General features: G+C 69.9%; 12 protein-coding genes. 4 read left to right on the top strand and 8 right to left on the bottom strand.

Features of this window, described 5'->3' with window-relative positions:
• Positions 1-16: 16 nt before the first annotated feature.
• Entirely contained in the window at positions 17-682 is a 666-nt protein-coding gene (locus tag E0H26_RS24940) for a hypothetical protein (protein WP_013736595.1), read from the top strand.
• Between the two features lie 92 nt (positions 683-774).
• Here E0H26_RS24940 and E0H26_RS24935 read toward each other — a convergent pair whose 3' ends face one another.
• The 7 genes from E0H26_RS24935 to murJ all read right to left on the bottom strand — a co-directional run bounded on the left by E0H26_RS24935 (position 775) and on the right by murJ (position 9,191).
• Positions 775-1,941 carry an N-acetylmuramoyl-L-alanine amidase gene (locus E0H26_RS24935; RefSeq protein ID WP_131307835.1) on the bottom strand — a complete coding sequence of 389 codons (1,167 nt, stop codon included), beginning with the start codon at positions 1,939-1,941 and terminating at the stop codon, positions 775-777.
• Between the two features lie 139 nt (positions 1,942-2,080).
• Complete coding sequence (gene trxA / locus E0H26_RS24930; RefSeq protein ID WP_131307833.1) at positions 2,081-2,404, bottom strand: thioredoxin; 324 nt, start codon at positions 2,402-2,404, stop codon at positions 2,081-2,083.
• Between the two features lie 29 nt (positions 2,405-2,433).
• Positions 2,434-3,384: a thioredoxin-disulfide reductase gene (gene trxB, locus E0H26_RS24925; RefSeq protein ID WP_131307831.1), complete on the bottom strand. Its 951-nt coding sequence runs from the start codon at positions 3,382-3,384 to the stop codon at positions 2,434-2,436.
• Positions 3,385-3,558: 174 nt separating this feature from the next.
• Positions 3,559-4,641: a hypothetical protein gene (locus E0H26_RS24920; RefSeq protein WP_131307829.1), complete on the bottom strand. Its 1,083-nt coding sequence runs from the start codon at positions 4,639-4,641 to the stop codon at positions 3,559-3,561.
• Positions 4,638-5,375, bottom strand: a complete 738-nt coding sequence (gene sigM, locus E0H26_RS24915) for an RNA polymerase sigma factor SigM (protein ID WP_420812880.1) — start codon at positions 5,373-5,375, stop codon at positions 4,638-4,640. Before sigM ends, E0H26_RS24920 begins: the two co-directional genes overlap by 4 nt.
• 40 nt (positions 5,376-5,415) lie before the next feature.
• Positions 5,416-7,011, bottom strand: a complete 1,596-nt coding sequence (locus tag E0H26_RS24910) for a protein kinase family protein (protein WP_131307825.1) — start codon at positions 7,009-7,011, stop codon at positions 5,416-5,418.
• 434 nt (positions 7,012-7,445) lie between these two features.
• Entirely contained in the window at positions 7,446-9,191 is a 1,746-nt protein-coding gene (gene murJ, locus E0H26_RS24905) for a murein biosynthesis integral membrane protein MurJ (protein ID WP_131307823.1), read from the bottom strand.
• 126 nt (positions 9,192-9,317) lie between these two features.
• On the opposite strand from murJ, the gene E0H26_RS24900 reads away from it, so the two are divergent.
• The 3 genes from E0H26_RS24900 to E0H26_RS24890 all read left to right on the top strand — a co-directional run bounded on the left by E0H26_RS24900 (position 9,318) and on the right by E0H26_RS24890 (position 13,792).
• Positions 9,318-10,778, top strand: coding sequence for a CCA tRNA nucleotidyltransferase (locus tag E0H26_RS24900; RefSeq protein WP_131307821.1), 1,461 nt, complete (start codon positions 9,318-9,320; stop codon positions 10,776-10,778).
• Between the two features lie 242 nt (positions 10,779-11,020).
• Positions 11,021-13,144 carry a S8 family serine peptidase gene (locus E0H26_RS24895; RefSeq protein WP_131307820.1) on the top strand — a complete coding sequence of 708 codons (2,124 nt, stop codon included), beginning with the start codon at positions 11,021-11,023 and terminating at the stop codon, positions 13,142-13,144.
• A gap of 168 nt (positions 13,145-13,312) precedes the next feature.
• On the top strand, positions 13,313-13,792 hold the full coding sequence (locus E0H26_RS24890; protein WP_131307818.1) for a methylated-DNA--[protein]-cysteine S-methyltransferase: 480 nt from the start codon (positions 13,313-13,315) through the stop codon (positions 13,790-13,792).
• A 93-nt stretch (positions 13,793-13,885) separates the two neighbouring features.
• On the opposite strand, the gene E0H26_RS24885 is transcribed toward E0H26_RS24890, so the two are convergent.
• Entirely contained in the window at positions 13,886-14,965 is a 1,080-nt protein-coding gene (locus E0H26_RS24885) for an inositol-3-phosphate synthase (RefSeq protein ID WP_131307912.1), read from the bottom strand.
• Between the last annotated feature and the right edge of the window lie 19 nt (positions 14,966-14,984).

Below are 14,984 nucleotides of genomic sequence, written 5' to 3'. Positions count from 1 at the left end.
TGTGGGGAAGCACGCGATGTCGCGACGTCTGGTCAGCCTGACCCTGGACACCCTGGAGGACCTGCCCCGTCCGTGCCGGCAATGCGTCTACTGGGAACTTGATCCGGTTTCCGCCGATCGTGCCTGCGCGGCCGGCGACCCTGGCCTGGAGAAGGAGGCGTGGGTGTCGCAGACCCTGCTGGAGTGGGGCTCCTGCGGCAAGCTCATCTACGTCGACGGGATGCCGGCCGGGTTCGTGATGTACGCCCCGCCGGCCTACGTGCCCCGCTCGATGGCGTTCCCCACCTCGCCGGTCTCCGCTGACGCGGCGCTGTTGATGACGGCAAACGTGGTGCCGGCCTTCGCTGGGGGCGGACTGGGCCGGATGCTGGTGCAGGGGGTCGCCCGTGACCTCACCAAGCGGGGGATCAAGGCGATCGAGGCGTTCGGCGACGCCAAGTTCGGTGACGCGGCCGACCCGGCCGGCGCCTGTGTCGCACCTGCCGACTTCTTCCTCTCGGTCGGCTTCAAGACGGTCCGTCCGCACCCCCGTTATCCCCGCCTGCGACTGGAGCTGCGGACGGCGTTGAGTTGGAAGTCGGACGTCGAGTACGCGTTGGAGAAGCTGCTCGGCTCGATGAGCCCGGAGTCGCTGCTGCGCCCCGTACGACCGACGCCGGCCACCCGCTCCACCACCGGCTGAGCGCCGGCCACCCCGCTCACGCCGAACGCCGGCCACCCGTTCACGCTGACCGCCGACCACCCCGTTCACGCTGAGCGCCGGCACCGCGTTCGTCAGTCGACCACGTTGCCGGCGGCGACCGCGGCCCGCAACTCGCTCACATCGAGCGAACCGGTCGGCACGTCGCGTTCGACCGGCAGGTACATGCGTTGCACCGCCGCCACGATCGCTTCGACGAGCTTGTCGCGGAACCGGGGATCGATCAGCCGCGCCCGATCCGTCGGTGAGGTGAGGTACCCGACCTCGATGCGTACCGCCGGCATGCGGGTGAGGCGGAGCAGATCCCACGCCTTGGCGTGGGTACGGCAGTCCCGCAAACCCGTTCGCGCCACGATCTCCCGCTGGACCAGACCGGCCAGCCGCTCTCCGGTCGCCGACGTGACGCCGTTGTCGGTGCCGTAGTGGTACGTCGCGACCCCCTCGGCGTCCGGATTGGCGTGACCGTCGGTGTGCAGCGAGATGAACACGTCCGCGCCGAGGGAGTTCGCCAGCTGTGCCCGGTCGATGTCGGGCAGGCAGGTTTCCGGCGCCGGTCCCCGGGTGAGCTGCACCCGTACGCCCGACGCGGCGAACCGGCCCTCCAACCGGCTGGCCAGGTCGTGCACCAGGTCCGCCTCGGTCCAGCGCAGCGGCCCGTCGGGCACCACCACACCCGGGTCGGTACCGCCATGGCCGGGGTCGATGACGACCGTACGGCCGACCAACGTCGGACCGGACTGCCGGATGGCGTCGGATTCGCGCAGCCACTGTGGCCGTCCGCCGACCACCTTGCGGCCGAGCCGGCGTAGCGCCCCCATGGTGTGCGGGCCGCAGGTGCCGTCCGGGGCCAGCCCCACCTCACGCTGGAACTGGGCGACCGCCCGGGACGTGCGTACGCCGTATATCGCGTCGGCCCGACCGGCGTCGTACCCCATCTCCAGGAGCCGTTCCTGCAACGACCGGACGTCCTCGCCGGTGAGCGGCACCGGCACCGCGTGGTAGAGGGTACGGGCGCCGAGGCGCCAGCGGGCGGCGTCGAGGGCCCGCCAGGTTTCGGCGCCGACCCGTCCGTCGACGCTGAGCCCCCGGGACTGCTGGAAGGCCCGTACCGCCCGCTCGGTGGCGGCATCGAACTCGTCGCTGTAGGGGCCGGTGGCCTTGGAGAGAAGGTCGAGGCCGGTCAGTACCGCGCGGATCTCGATAACTGCGGGTCCCTGGTCACCGGGACGGATCGGACGCACGCACGACCCCCCTCTGCACGGTGGTGGCTGGCCGGGCCCGTCGGCCCCCGGTTCGAGGTTATGCGCTGGCGATCCGTGGGGTTGGAAAAACGCCTCGACCCCGTGCCAGCTCGCTGGCACGGGGTCGAAAATGACGGGGTCAGAGCGCCGACTGGATCAGCTTGACCAGTTCACCCTTGGGCTTGGCGCCCGCGATCGACTGCACCGGCTCGCCGTTCTTGAACACGGTGAGGGTCGGTACCGACATCACCCGGTAGGCACGGGCGGTTTCCGGGTTCTCGTCGATGTTGAGCTTGACGATGCTGACCTGGTCGCCCATCTCCCCGGCGATCTCTTCCAGCAGCGGCGACACCTTGCGGCACGGTCCGCACCACTCGGCCCAGAAATCCACCAGAACCGGTTTGTCGGACTTGAGTACGTCGACGGCAAAGCTAGCGTCGGTGACCGATTTGGTTGCTCCCACTGGGTGGCCCCTCCTCCGATGTGTTTCGTTCAGTCGTTGGGCAGCGTGGCGATGAAGCGTTCGGCGTCGAGTGCGGCGGCGCAGCCGGTGCCGGCGGCGGTGATGGCCTGCCGGTAGGTGTGGTCGACCAGGTCACCGGCGGCGAACACACCGGGGATGCTGGTCCGGGTGCTGGGCGCCTGGACCTTCACGTAACCCTCGTCGTCCAGCTCCACCTGCCCACGGAACAGCTCGCTGCGCGGGTCGTGGCCGATCGCCACGAAGACGCCGGTGACGTCGAGCACCTTGGCCTCACCGGTGTGCACGTTGCGGATCCGGGCCCCGGAGACCTTGCCGTCCGCGCCGAGGATCTCCTCGACCACGCTGTTCCATTCGACCTTGATCTTGTCGTTGCTCAGTGCACGCTCAGCCATGATCTTGCTCGCCCGGAACGAGTCCCGGCGGTGGATGATGGTCACCGAGTCGGCGAAGCGGGTCAGGAAGCTGGCCTCCTCCATCGCCGAGTCGCCGCCGCCGACCACCACGATGTGCTGGTTGCGGAAGAAGAAGCCGTCACAGGTGGCGCAGGAGGAGACACCGTGGCCCAGGTACTCCTGCTCGCCCGGTACACCGAGCGGGCGCCAGGCGGAGCCGGTGGCGAGGATGACGGCCCTGGCCTGGTAGGCGGTCTCACCGACCCAGACGGTGCTGAGCCCGCCCGGGTGGCCGGTGTCGGTCAGCTCGACCCGGGTCACGTCGTCGGTCAGGAACTCCGCGCCGAACCGTTCGGCCTGCTTGCGCATGTTGTCCATCAGCTCGGGGCCGAGGATGCCATCCGCGAAGCCGGGAAAGTTCTCCACCTCGGTGGTGGTCATCAGCGCGCCGCCGGACTGTACGCCTTCGATGACCAGCGGCTTGAGGTTGGCGCGGGCCGCGTAGACCGCTGCCGTGTAGCCGGCCGGCCCGGAGCCGATGATGACCAGGTTGCGGACCTCGTCCACTGCCGTCTCCCAATCGTGTTGACTGTCGCCACCGACGAGTGCGCCGATGTCGAACCGAGTGCCGACGCGGCGGCAACTGACTTCCAGAACGTCATCGTAGGAACCGGGGATTCCCGAGCCGGTCATCCGGTGGGTCACGTCACGTGGACGGCCAAACGTCCGGTGACCGCGGACTTACCCTACCCGCGTACGGTAGCGGCTGTCCGAGCCGGACCCGGGGATACCACACTCGGGCCCGCTGACCCACGCCCAGCGGGTGCCGGAGGCGTCGCTGAAGCGGACCACCAGCGCCGGGAGTCCCTGGAAGCGGGCGAACTCGACGAACTCGAAGACCAGCGGCTGTGCGCCGTGCTCGGCACCGACGTCAGTCAGACAGGCGGCCAGTGCCGGCGGGTCTGCGAGCCGGTTCAGGTCCGTCAGGCCGGTGGTCCGATCGCTCTCGGTGCTCGCACCCGGCTCGGCGGAGCCGGCGAACGTGCTGATCTGCGGCTCAGGCTCCGCCGCTGCCAACTCCTGCGGGGTGTAGTCGGTCGCGCTGTGCCGCTGCGGAATGCCTGCCGCCAGCAGCCCACGCTCCGGTGAGGCAGCCGCAGCGGCCGGGCCGTCCTGGCTTTCCTGCGCGTACGGCGCGACGGTGCTGGCGCCTCGATCGCTCAGTGCGGTTTCCGCCGAGTCGCTGCCCTGGTTCGGCCGGACCAGTTGCAGCGCCCCCAACCCGACGACCGCCGCGGCGGCGAGGGCGACCGGCCCGGCGACCCGGGCCCAACGGCGACGTCGCCGACCCGGTCGGGTCGCGGCGTTCCGGTCCGGACCGGAACGCAGTGCGCCACCGGGGCGTCGGCGGCCACCGAGCGGTTGGGTCGGCACCAGGGACGGCCGCGCCGAACCAGGCGACACGGCAGCAGGATGATCACTGCCCGGCAGATCCGCGTGCTCCGGTTCGACGTCCGGGGCGTCCGATCCGGGCAGGTCGGTGGCGTCGTCCGGCAGGACAGCTGGAAGATCAGCGGCGTCGAGCGCGGCGCGGATCCGGTCGGCGACCCCCGCCGGCATCTGCACTACGGGTGCACCCCAGCCGAGCAGATCGGCGCGGACATCGGCGAGGGCCGGCGCGAGCAGTGCGTGCGCCTGTGCCCAGGACGGGTCCTGCGCGATCAGTCGAGCGACCTCGGCCTGTTCCGGGGTGCCGTCCAGGGCACCGCCGAGGTAGTCGGCGAGCAGGTCGTGATCGACCTCGCTGAACTCCCCGGCAGTCACTTTTCCTCCTGGTTGACATCCGGTCCCCAGGACCGTCCCGACCCCGATCGGACGCCGCGTCGGCCTTCCGGGTTCCCTCGGGTGACCGTCGGCACTTCCGAAGCTGTCTCGTCGCCCTGGTTCCGCAGGTGTCCGAGCACCACCGCCAGCCGGGCCCGGCCCCGCGCACAGCGGCTCTTGACGGTCCCCTCGGCCACGCCGAGGATCCGCGCGACCTCGGCGACCGGGTAACCCTGCACGTCCACCAGGACCAGCGCGGCCCGCTGCTCGATCGGCAGCGCGGCCAGGGCATCCCGCACGACCAGAGCGGTGTCGTGGTCGCGTACGGGTGCGGCCGGCTCGACGCCGCCGCTGCCGTGGCGGTCGCCCGGTTCCCGGGTCCCGTCGGGCAGCGGCACGGTGGGATGTGCCTGGCGGCGACGGATCCGGTCGAGGCAGGCGTTCACCACGATCCGGTGCAGCCAGGTGGTGACGGCGGCGTCACCACGGAACCGGCCAGCGGCCCGGTGTGCCGACAACATGGCGTCCTGGAGGGCGTCGGCGGCCTCCTCCCGGTCACCGAGCGTCCGCAGGGCCACCGCCCAGAGTCGGTCCCGGTGCCGATGGAACAGCTCACCGAAGGCGTGCCGGTCGCCGGCCACATGGGCGTGCAGCAGGTCGAGATCACTGATCGTCTCGTCCACCGCTGCTCCACCTGTCCGGCCCGAACCGGCGGTACGCCCCGCCGCCTCCATCATCAGGCCCGGTCGGGGCACCACTTGGGCCGGGCTCGGCTCATGACCCCTGGACCGTGATCTCATTGACGCCGACCTTGAAACCGTTCCCGTTCGCCGGCAGGTCGGTGATCCAGAACAGCAGGTACTGGTATTTCTGGTCGGCGTCGAAGCCGTTGAAGGTCATCGTGGTCCCGTCGTGCGCCTCGAACGGCTGACCGATCGCGTTCTTCTTGTACGCGGTGAGGATCTGGTTGTCGCCCGAGTTGGTGGAGGGGGCGTCGACGGTGCCGGTGAGCAGTTCGGCGGAGGCGCCGGTGTCGGAGAGGTTCACCTGCACCGACTTGACGGTGTGCGGTCCGCCCAGGTCGATCCAGACGCCCATGCCGCGCTTGTAGTTGCCGAAGTTGCTGCTGCCCCGGTAGGTCTGCGTCGACCAGCCTTCGTCCCGGTTGCCGTCGAACACCTTCTCCGCGTCGCGGACCTCGGCGCGATCCCGGCTGTCGGGGTCGATGATCCGGGCGGCGCTGATCTTCAGATTCCGGATCGGCGGGGCCGCTGGTTCCTCGCTCTCGGGCGCGCTGGAACTGGGCGCGGCGACTGGTTGGGCCGGCGGGTCGTCATCGCCAAGGGTGGTGATGCCGATGATCAGGCCGACCAGGGCGACCACGAGCAGACCCGCGATGCCCAGGGCCACCTTGCGGCCACCGGCGGCGGCCAGCGGCGACGGCTCGTCACCGGTCTCGGCGGCGAAGCGCAGCGGCCCGCTGTTGTCGAGGTAGTCGTCGTCGGGCACGTCGAGCCGGGCCAGTTCCGCCGCCAGGACGTCCGAGGAGGGCGGCGCGATCTCGCCGTCGAGCAGATCCATCGTGAGGTCGTCCAGATAGGCCGGCACACCGGCCCGGACCTGGCGTGGGGCCGCCGCCGCGCCATTGGCGTCGCGTACGGCGTCGGGGATCGCCGCCCGGCCGTGCCCGGCGGTGGCGCCCCGCAGCGGCGCCTCGGCGTGCGGCCAGTAACCGGTCAGGGCGAAGTAGAGGACACCGCCGACCGCCCGGACATCGCTCTCCTGGCTGTCCGCACCGTCGGTACGGGCGTCGGCCAGCACCACCCGACCGTCGTCGCTGATCATCACCGTGCCCGGGTGCACGTTCCCGTGCACCATGCCGGTGGCGTGTACGGACGCCAGCGCACTGGCGACCGCGTTGCCGACGGCGGTGGCCCGGGCAGCGTCCAGCGGCCCACTGGAGACCAGTTCCCGCAGCGACTGTCCGTCGACCCACTCGCGTACCACGTAGGCCCGTTCGGCCTCGTCGATCGCGTCGTAGACGCCGACCAGATTGGGATGGATGACCCGACTCGCCGCGACCGCGGCCTGGAGCATCTCGGTGGCGGAGTTGCCACCCGGATAGCGCATCACGACCGCGACCGGGCGGCGCAGTACGACGTCGACCCCGCGCCAGACCAGCCGGCCCGCGCTGTCGTTGTTGATGTGCTCGACCAGTTCGTAACGCTCGGCGAGGATCTCACCGGCCGTCGGAGCACCGAAGGTCATGACCGGCGGAGTGGTCTCGTCCGCGTCCTGACCCTCGCCGACCTGGGTCACCCGTCCTCCCTCGGTGATCTTGTCGATCGATGGACCCGCGCTGCTGGGCATGTGACTTCCCGCTCCGCATTCGTCTGGCACGGGGGCGGCCGGTTCCGACGCGACGCGCGCCGGTGCCTGCCGTACCCGTCGAGAGCGACCTTACCTGGGTTGGCCGTCTCCCCGACATGTCATCTTCCCGCCGTGACCAACAGGGGAGTTCGCAGTAGGGCGCACTCGTCCGGTTGCGACCGTTGTCAGCCACGTTGCTGGTACATGTACCAGCCAATCTAGAGGCCGCTCACAACCAGCCGTCGCCGGGGCGGTGCAGGCTGTAGGCGGTGGGTCAGGTGTCAGCGGGGTTCCCGTCGATCGGCTGACCACACTCGGACTTCCGGCTGGTTATCCACAGGCCAAGTCGGTAGGTGAGCGGCGACGCGCGGAGTTATCCACAGGCGCATCCCCAGCCTGGTGATCCTCGATCACGCTGGGTGAATACCTGGCGGTCAGCGACCGAGCCGGCGACGGATCATGCCGACCACCTCGGTGATCTCGGAGATCCGGAGCACCATTGCCAGGCCGAGATACGTACCGCCGATCACCGCACCGCCCACCACCAGCTGCACGATCGCCTCCAGCCGGGTCGGCGTGTCGTCGCCGGGCAGCAGGGCGACCACCAGCAGGCCGGCCAGCGCGGCGCCGAGCGCGGCGACCACCACCCGGCCCAGGGTGCGCAGGATCGCGCCGAGTCCGATCCGGCCCACCCGGGGGCGCAGCAGCCAGGCCGAGGCGATGGCGGCGGCCAGGTACGACACCGTGTTGCCGATCATCATCCCGGACGCGGCGAAGCTCGGCGAGAAGGCCGCGAACAGCCCGATCTGCACCAGCGCCCGCAGCGCCACCACCGGAATGTTCACCAGGGCCGGCGTGCGGGTGTCCGGCAGCGCGTAGAAGGCGAAGGTGAACAGCTGGCTCACCGCGAACGGCACCAGCGCCACCGCCGCGAACAACAGCACCGGTGCGGTGGCCTTCGCGTTCGCGTCGGTGAACGCCCCCCAGCGGAAGAGCGTGAAGGCGATCGGGGTGGCGAGCACGGCATAGCAGACGGCGATCGGGGCGAGCACCGCCGAGACGGTGCGGGTGCCTCGGGACAGGTCGGCCGCCAGGTCGGCGTACCGGCCGTCGGCGGCGGCGGCGCTCATCCGAGGCATCAGCGCGGTGATGATCGAGACGGCGATGATGCCGTGCGCCATCATCAGCAACAGGAACACGTTGTTGTAGATCAACGCGCCGGCTGCCTGCCCGCTGGTGCGGCTGAGCAGGTTGAAGACCACGATCAGGCCGACCTGGCTGACCGCCACGTAACAGAACATCCAGGCGCCGAGCCGGCCCAGCTCACTCAGGCCGAGCGCGCGGAAGTCGAACCGGAACCGCCAACGGAAGCCGACCCGGCGCAGGGCGGGCAACAGCCCGGCGGCCTGGACGGCGACACCGAGCAGGGTGCCGCCGCCGATCAGCAGGATCCGGCCGGTGGTCATCTCGTCCGGGGCCAGGATGTCGGTGCTGAAGATCGCGATGTAGAGGCCCGCGGTGGCGATCACCACGATGTTGTTCAGGATCGGCGCCCACATCGGGGCGGCGAAGTGCCCCCGGGTGTTGAGCACTGCGCTGATCAGCGCGCTCAGGCCGGTGAAGAAGATCATCGGCAGCATCAGCCGGGCCAGCGAGGTGACCAGGGCGCGGTAGTCGCCCGGCGCCTGGTCGCTGGCGTAGAGCCAGGTGAGCACCGGCGCCATGGCGACCGCGAGCAGCGCCGCCGCGCCGAGGGCGACCACGGCCAGGGTGAGCAACCGCTGGGTGTACGCCTGACCGTCGTCCGCGTCGAACTTGCGCCGACGCACCAGCACCGGGATCAGCACGCTGGTGAGGATGCCGCCGAGCAGGAACTCGTACACCATCCCGGGCAGGATCTGGGCGGTGGTGTACGCGTCACCGATGGCGGAGCCGAGCGCAGCGGTGATCGCCAAGGTGCGCAGGAATCCCGTACCCCGGCTGACCAGGCTGCCGATCGCCATGACCGCGCTGTTGGTCGCGGCGCTGGTCTCCGCCACCTGCTCCGGCGGCGGCGCGGTCGACTCCATCGCCGGCTGGTTGAGCGGGTCGGCGGAGATGAACGTGGCCCCGTCGCCTGGCTGGCCGCCGGTCGCGCCGCCCTGCTGGGCGTTCGCGCTGCGGTAGAGCCCGCCGCTCATCTGTGCCTCCAATGGGGTACGCCGGATCCCGCACCGGCACACACGCCACAGACCTTAGTCAACCCCGGCCCGTTACCCGCGCCCGGCGGAGGAGATGCCGCTCAGGACCGATAGGCTGCTGATCCGATGTCCGACGCCGCCGCATCCCACGCCACCGACCGCCGCGAACTCAGCGCCGCGCAGCGCAACGCCGTCGCCGAACTGCTCCGGGTTTCCCCGGTCGCCGACGAGTTGGGCCGCCGGTTCGCCGCCGCCGGTCACGAACTGCATCTTGTGGGCGGATCGGTACGCGACGCCCTGCTCGGCCGCCTCGGCGAGGACCTCGACTTCTGCACCGACGCGCATCCCGACGCCACGCTCGACATCGTGCGGGGCTGGGCCGAGGCGATCTGGGAGACCGGACGCGAATTCGGCACCATCGGCTGCCAGCGCGACGGCCTGCGGCTGGAGATCACCACCTTCCGCGCGGAGTCGTACGACCAGGTGAGCCGCAATCCGGTGGTCGAGTACGGCACCAGCCTGACCGAGGATCTGCGCCGGCGGGACTTCACCATCAACGCGATGGCGGTGAGCCTGCCGGATCATCGGTTCACCGATCCGTACGGCGGCCTGGCCGACCTGGCCGCCAAGGTGGTGCGTACCCCGGGCACGCCCGCCGAGTCGTTCGGTGACGACCCGCTGCGGATGCTGCGGGCCGCCCGGTTCGCCGCGCAGCTGCGTTTCGCGGTCCACCCGGACGTGTACGCGGCGATGAGCCGGATGGCCACCGACCTGGACCGGATCACCGCCGAGCGGATCCGTGACGAGTTCACCAAGCTGCTCTGCGCCGCCGACCCGATCACCGGTCTGCGGCTGCTGGTCGACACCGGGCTGGCGGAGCGATTCCTGCCCGAGCTGACCGGACTCAAACTGGAGATCGACGAGCACGCCCAGCACAAGGACGTCTACGAGCACACCCTCACGGTGGTGCGTAACGCGATCTCGTACGAGCAGGACGGGCCGGACTTCATCCTCCGGATGGCGGCGTTGATGCACGACGTCGGCAAGCCGGCCACCAAGGCGGTCGGCCCGGACAGCCGGGTCAGCTTCCATCACCACGAGGTGGTCGGCGCCCGGTTGACCAAGGCGCGGATGAAGGCCCTGCGCTATCCCAAGGACGTCACCGCCAAGGTCACCGCCCTGGTCGCGCTGCACCTGCGCTTCTACGGGTACGGCCGGGGTGAGTGGACCGACTCGGCGGTGCGCCGGTACGTCACCGACGCCGGTGACCTGCTGTCCCGGCTGCACAAACTGACCCGCTCGGACTGCACCACCCGCAACCGGCGCAAGGCGGCTCAACTGGCGGCGGACTACGACGCCCTGGAGGAGCGGATCGCCCGGATCGCCGCCGAGGAGGACCTGGCCCGGGTCCGTCCTGACCTGGACGGCAACGCGATCATGGAGTTGCTCGGCGTACCGCCGGGGCCGATCGTCGGGCAGGCCTGGAAGCACCTGAAGGACCTGCGGTTGGAACGTGGGCCGCTGGACCGGGCCACGGCCGAGGCCGAACTGCTGCGCTGGGCCCGCGAGGAGGGCATTCTCGGCTGAGCGCCGGCCCCGCCTGACCGATCGGGCTGCGGATCGACGTGGGCGTACACCGGGTTCGTCCCGTCTCGACGGTCGCTACGACGAAACGCTGACGTTCCGGCCGAACGGTTGAGCCGTGCCCTGTGTCGTTCATTCATGATGTTGATGCGTCCCCCATACCTGGTCAGCTGCCGGAGCGGGACGTTCCATTGTCCGTTCGACCGCCGTCAGTCGCGGTCGACGACCAACGGGGAGATCGCCTAGTGAAACGCCGTGGCGTACTGCGCCGCTCGGCGGCGGCGGGGCTCGCCCTCGCCACCGCCTCGTCCATCCTCACCGTCGCCGCTGGTGGCGCCGGGATGGCCGCCCCCGCCGACCAGTCCCGCGCCGAGGTACGGGGCAGTGCGGACACCGGCGTCGTGCCGGGCCGCTACATCGTCGTCCTCAAGGACAAGCGGGCCAGCTACAACAACGTCCATCTGCTCGCCTCGACGCTCGCCAAGCAGAACGGTGGCACCGTCCGGCAGGTGTTCGACAGGTCCCTCGTCGGCTACTCGGCCGCGATGGACCAGCGGCAGGCCGACAGGGTGGCCGCACATCCCGCCGTGGCCTACGTCGAGCCGGTCCGCCGGCTGTCGGTCAACGGCACCCAGACCAGCCCACCCTGGGGTCTCGACCGGATCGACCAGGCCTCGGCGAAGCTGAACAAGACCTACACGTACCCGAACACCGGTAGCAAGGTCACCGCGTACATCCTGGACACCGGCATCAACGTCAAGCACCAGGACTTCGGCGGCCGGGCCAGCATGGGTTACGACGCCATCGACCCGCCGCCACCGCCGCCACCGTCACCCACCCCGAGCCCCACCCTCCCCGACCCGGAGCCCGAGCCCACCGATCCGACCGACCCGGGCAGCGGCCTCCAGACCAACGCGAACGGTGACTGCCACGGCCACGGCACGCACGTGGCCGGCACCGTCGGCGGCGCGAAGTACGGCGTCGCCAAGGGCGTCAAGCTGGTCGGCGTACGGGTGCTCAACTGCCGCGGCTCGGGCACGACCGAACAGGTCATCGCCGGGGTCGAATGGGTGACCGCGAACGCGAAGAAGCCGGCCGTGGCCAACATGAGCCTGGGCGACGTCGTCGCGATCCCGTCGCTCGACGAGGCGGTCAAGCGCTCCATCGCCTCCGGCATCACGTACTCGATCGCCGCGGGCAACGACTGGATGGATGCCTGCAAGGCGTCCCCGGCCCGGGTGCCGGACGCGATCACGGTAGGTGCCACCGACCGGGTCGACATGCGGGCCTGGTTCTCGAACTACGGCAAGTGCCTCGACGTGTTCGCCCCGGGCGTGAGCATCGTCTCGGCACGGCACGACAGCAACACCGGCAGTGTGGGATTCAGCGGCACCTCGATGGCCGCTCCGCATGTGGCGGGTGCGGCGGCACTGCTGCTGCACAGCAACCCGACCTGGAAGCCGAAGCAGGTCCGCGACCGGATCGTCACCACCGGCATCGCCGGTGCCGTCTACGACACCAAGGGCTCGATCGACCGTCTGCTGACGGTCGGCTCGGTCACCCCGACGCGCAGCGGCTACGGCTTCAAGGCCCGTTCCAACGGCAAGTTCGTCACCGCGGCCAGCACCACCAAGGCGCTGGTCAACAACGGCAAGAGCCTCGGCACCGCGCAGCGGTACGACATCGTCAACGCCGGAAGTGGTCTGGTCGCGCTGCGTTCCAAGAACACCGGCCGGTACGTGGTGGCGCCGAGCAAGGGCACCAAGCCGCTGATCGCCAGCCACAAGACGATCGTCACGTCGGCGAAGTTCACGATCGTGAACCACACCGACGGCTCGATCAGCCTCAAGTCCAAGATCAACGGCAAGTACGTCACCGCGCCGAAGTCGGGTACCTCGTCGCTGAAGGCGAGCAAGACCAGTATCGGCACGTCGGAGAAGTTCACCATCGACGCGCCGGCTCCGGTGATCAGCATCAGGTCGAAGGCCAGCGGCAAGTACGTGGTGGCCGGCAGCAAGCCGCTCATCGCGAGCAGCAGCAAGGTCACCAAGGCGGCGAAGTTCCAGATCGTCAACCGTGGTGACGGCTACTTCGGCCTCAAGGCCCTGGCCAACGGCAAGTACGTGATCGCCGCGAGCAAGGGCACCAAGCCGTTGATCGCCAGCAGCAAGTCGCTCGGTTACTGGGAGACGTTCGACTTCATCGACTACAACGGCGATGGCACGGTCTTCTTCGGGGCCGCCGACGGCCAGGCGGTCTCGGCCGGATCGGCGGGCACCAAGCAGCTGATCTCGAACAAGAACATCAATTTGAAAGCCTTCGAGCTGGGGCTCGGCGTGGGCGAGAAGTTCACCGTCTCGGCCGCCTGAGACAGCACGCACCATCCGGCGCCCGCCGGGAGCGACCCGAATCGGGACGCTTCCGGCGGGCGCCGCCCGTTGGCGGCCACCTCACCAGCAGTGTCGGCCGCGAGGTGGGTGTCGAAGTCCCTGGTCGTGCGGAGGAACCCGACCCCCGCCCTGAGGAACAATGGCGGGATGCGTTGGACCGTGCTCGACTCGCCGATCGGGATGTTCTCCGTGGCCACCGACGGTGGCAGCGTGTGCGGAGCCCACTTCGGGCCGATCGAGACCGCGAGCAAGGAGCCGGTCGACGAGGCGTCCCGGCGGGCGGTGGCGGAGTTGCGCGCCTACTTCGCCGGAGAGTTGACCGAGTTCGGGATACCGGTCACGGTGCCGCGCGGGTCCGAATTCGAGCGGGCGGTGTGGCGGGAGATGACCCGCATCCCGTACGGCGAGACGCTCACCTACGGGGAGGTGGCCCGGCTGGTGGGTGACCCCGGCGCCGCCCGGGCGGTCGGGGTGGCCTGCAACCGGAACCCGATCCCGGTCATCGTGCCGTGCCATCGGATCATCGGCGCGGGCGGGAAGCTGGTCGGCTTCGGCGGTGGCCTGGACCGAAAGGTCAAACTGCTGGAGTTGGAGGCCGGCGTCGCCCTGCAACGCGCCTGGTCCTGACGGGCTGAGGCCGTAGCGGGCGGGAACGGCGGGAGAACGGCGAGAGCCGGGCCCGTGCGGACCCGGCTCTCGATGGTGCTGGTGGTCGGCGGCTCAGCGCTCGATCTCGCCGGCGATGAACGCCTCGACCGCCGCGTGCGCGTCGTGGTCGGCGTACTGCACCGGCGGGGACTTCATGAAGTACGACGAGGCCGACAGGATCGGGCCGCCGATCTTCCGGTCCAGGGCGATCTTGGCGGCCCGGACGGCGTCGATGATGACACCGGCCGAGTTCGGCGAGTCCCACACCTCGAGCTTCAGCTCGGCGTTGAGCGGGGTGTCGCCGAACGAGCGGCCCTCCAGGCGGATGTACGCCCACTTGCGGTCGTCCAGCCACGGCACGTGGTCGGACGGGCCGATGTGCACATCGCTTTTGGACATCTCGTGCGGCACCTGGGAGGTCACCGACTGGGTCTTCGAGATCTTCTTCGAGACCAGGCGGTTGCGCTCCAGCATGTTCATGAAGTCCATGTTGCCGCCGAAGTTGAGCTGGTACGTGCGCAGCAGCTCGACACCCCGGTCCTCGAAGAGCTTCGCCAGGGCCCGGTGCACGATGGTCGCGCCGACCTGGCTCTTGATGTCGTCGCCGACGATCGGCAGGCCGGCGTCGGTGAACTTCTGCGCCCACTCCGGGTCGGAGGCGATGAAGACCGGCAGGGCGTTGACGAACGCGCAGCCGGCGTCGATGGCGGCCTGGGCGTAGAACTTGTCGGCCTGCTCGGAGCCCACCGGCAGGTAGGAGACGACCACGTCGACCTGCGCGTCGCGCAGCGCCTGCGCCACGTCGACCGGCTCGGCACCGGACTCCTCGATGATCTCGCGGTAGTACTGGCCGAGACCGTCGAAGGTCGGGCCGCGCTGCACGGTGACGCCGGTCGGCGGCACGTCACAGAGCTTGATGGTGTTGTTCTCGCTGGCGACGATCGCCTCCGCGAGGTCCATGCCCACCTTCTTGGCGTCGACATCGAACGCCGCGACGAACTGCACGTCCGAGACGTGGTAGTCGCCGAAGGTGACGTGCATGAGACCCGGGACGCGGTCGTTCGGGTCGGCGTTCCGGTAGTACTCGACGCCCTGTACCAGGGACGAGGCGCAGTTACCCACACCGACGATGGCGACGCGGACGGAGCCCATCGCGTATGCCTCCTTCTTT

Source organism: Micromonospora zingiberis (genome assembly GCF_004331455.1).
Taxonomy (GTDB): domain Bacteria; phylum Actinomycetota; class Actinomycetes; order Mycobacteriales; family Micromonosporaceae; genus Micromonospora; species Micromonospora zingiberis.
The sequence above is the reverse complement of the archived record's forward strand: the minus strand, read 5'-3'. Positions and strand labels throughout refer to the sequence as shown.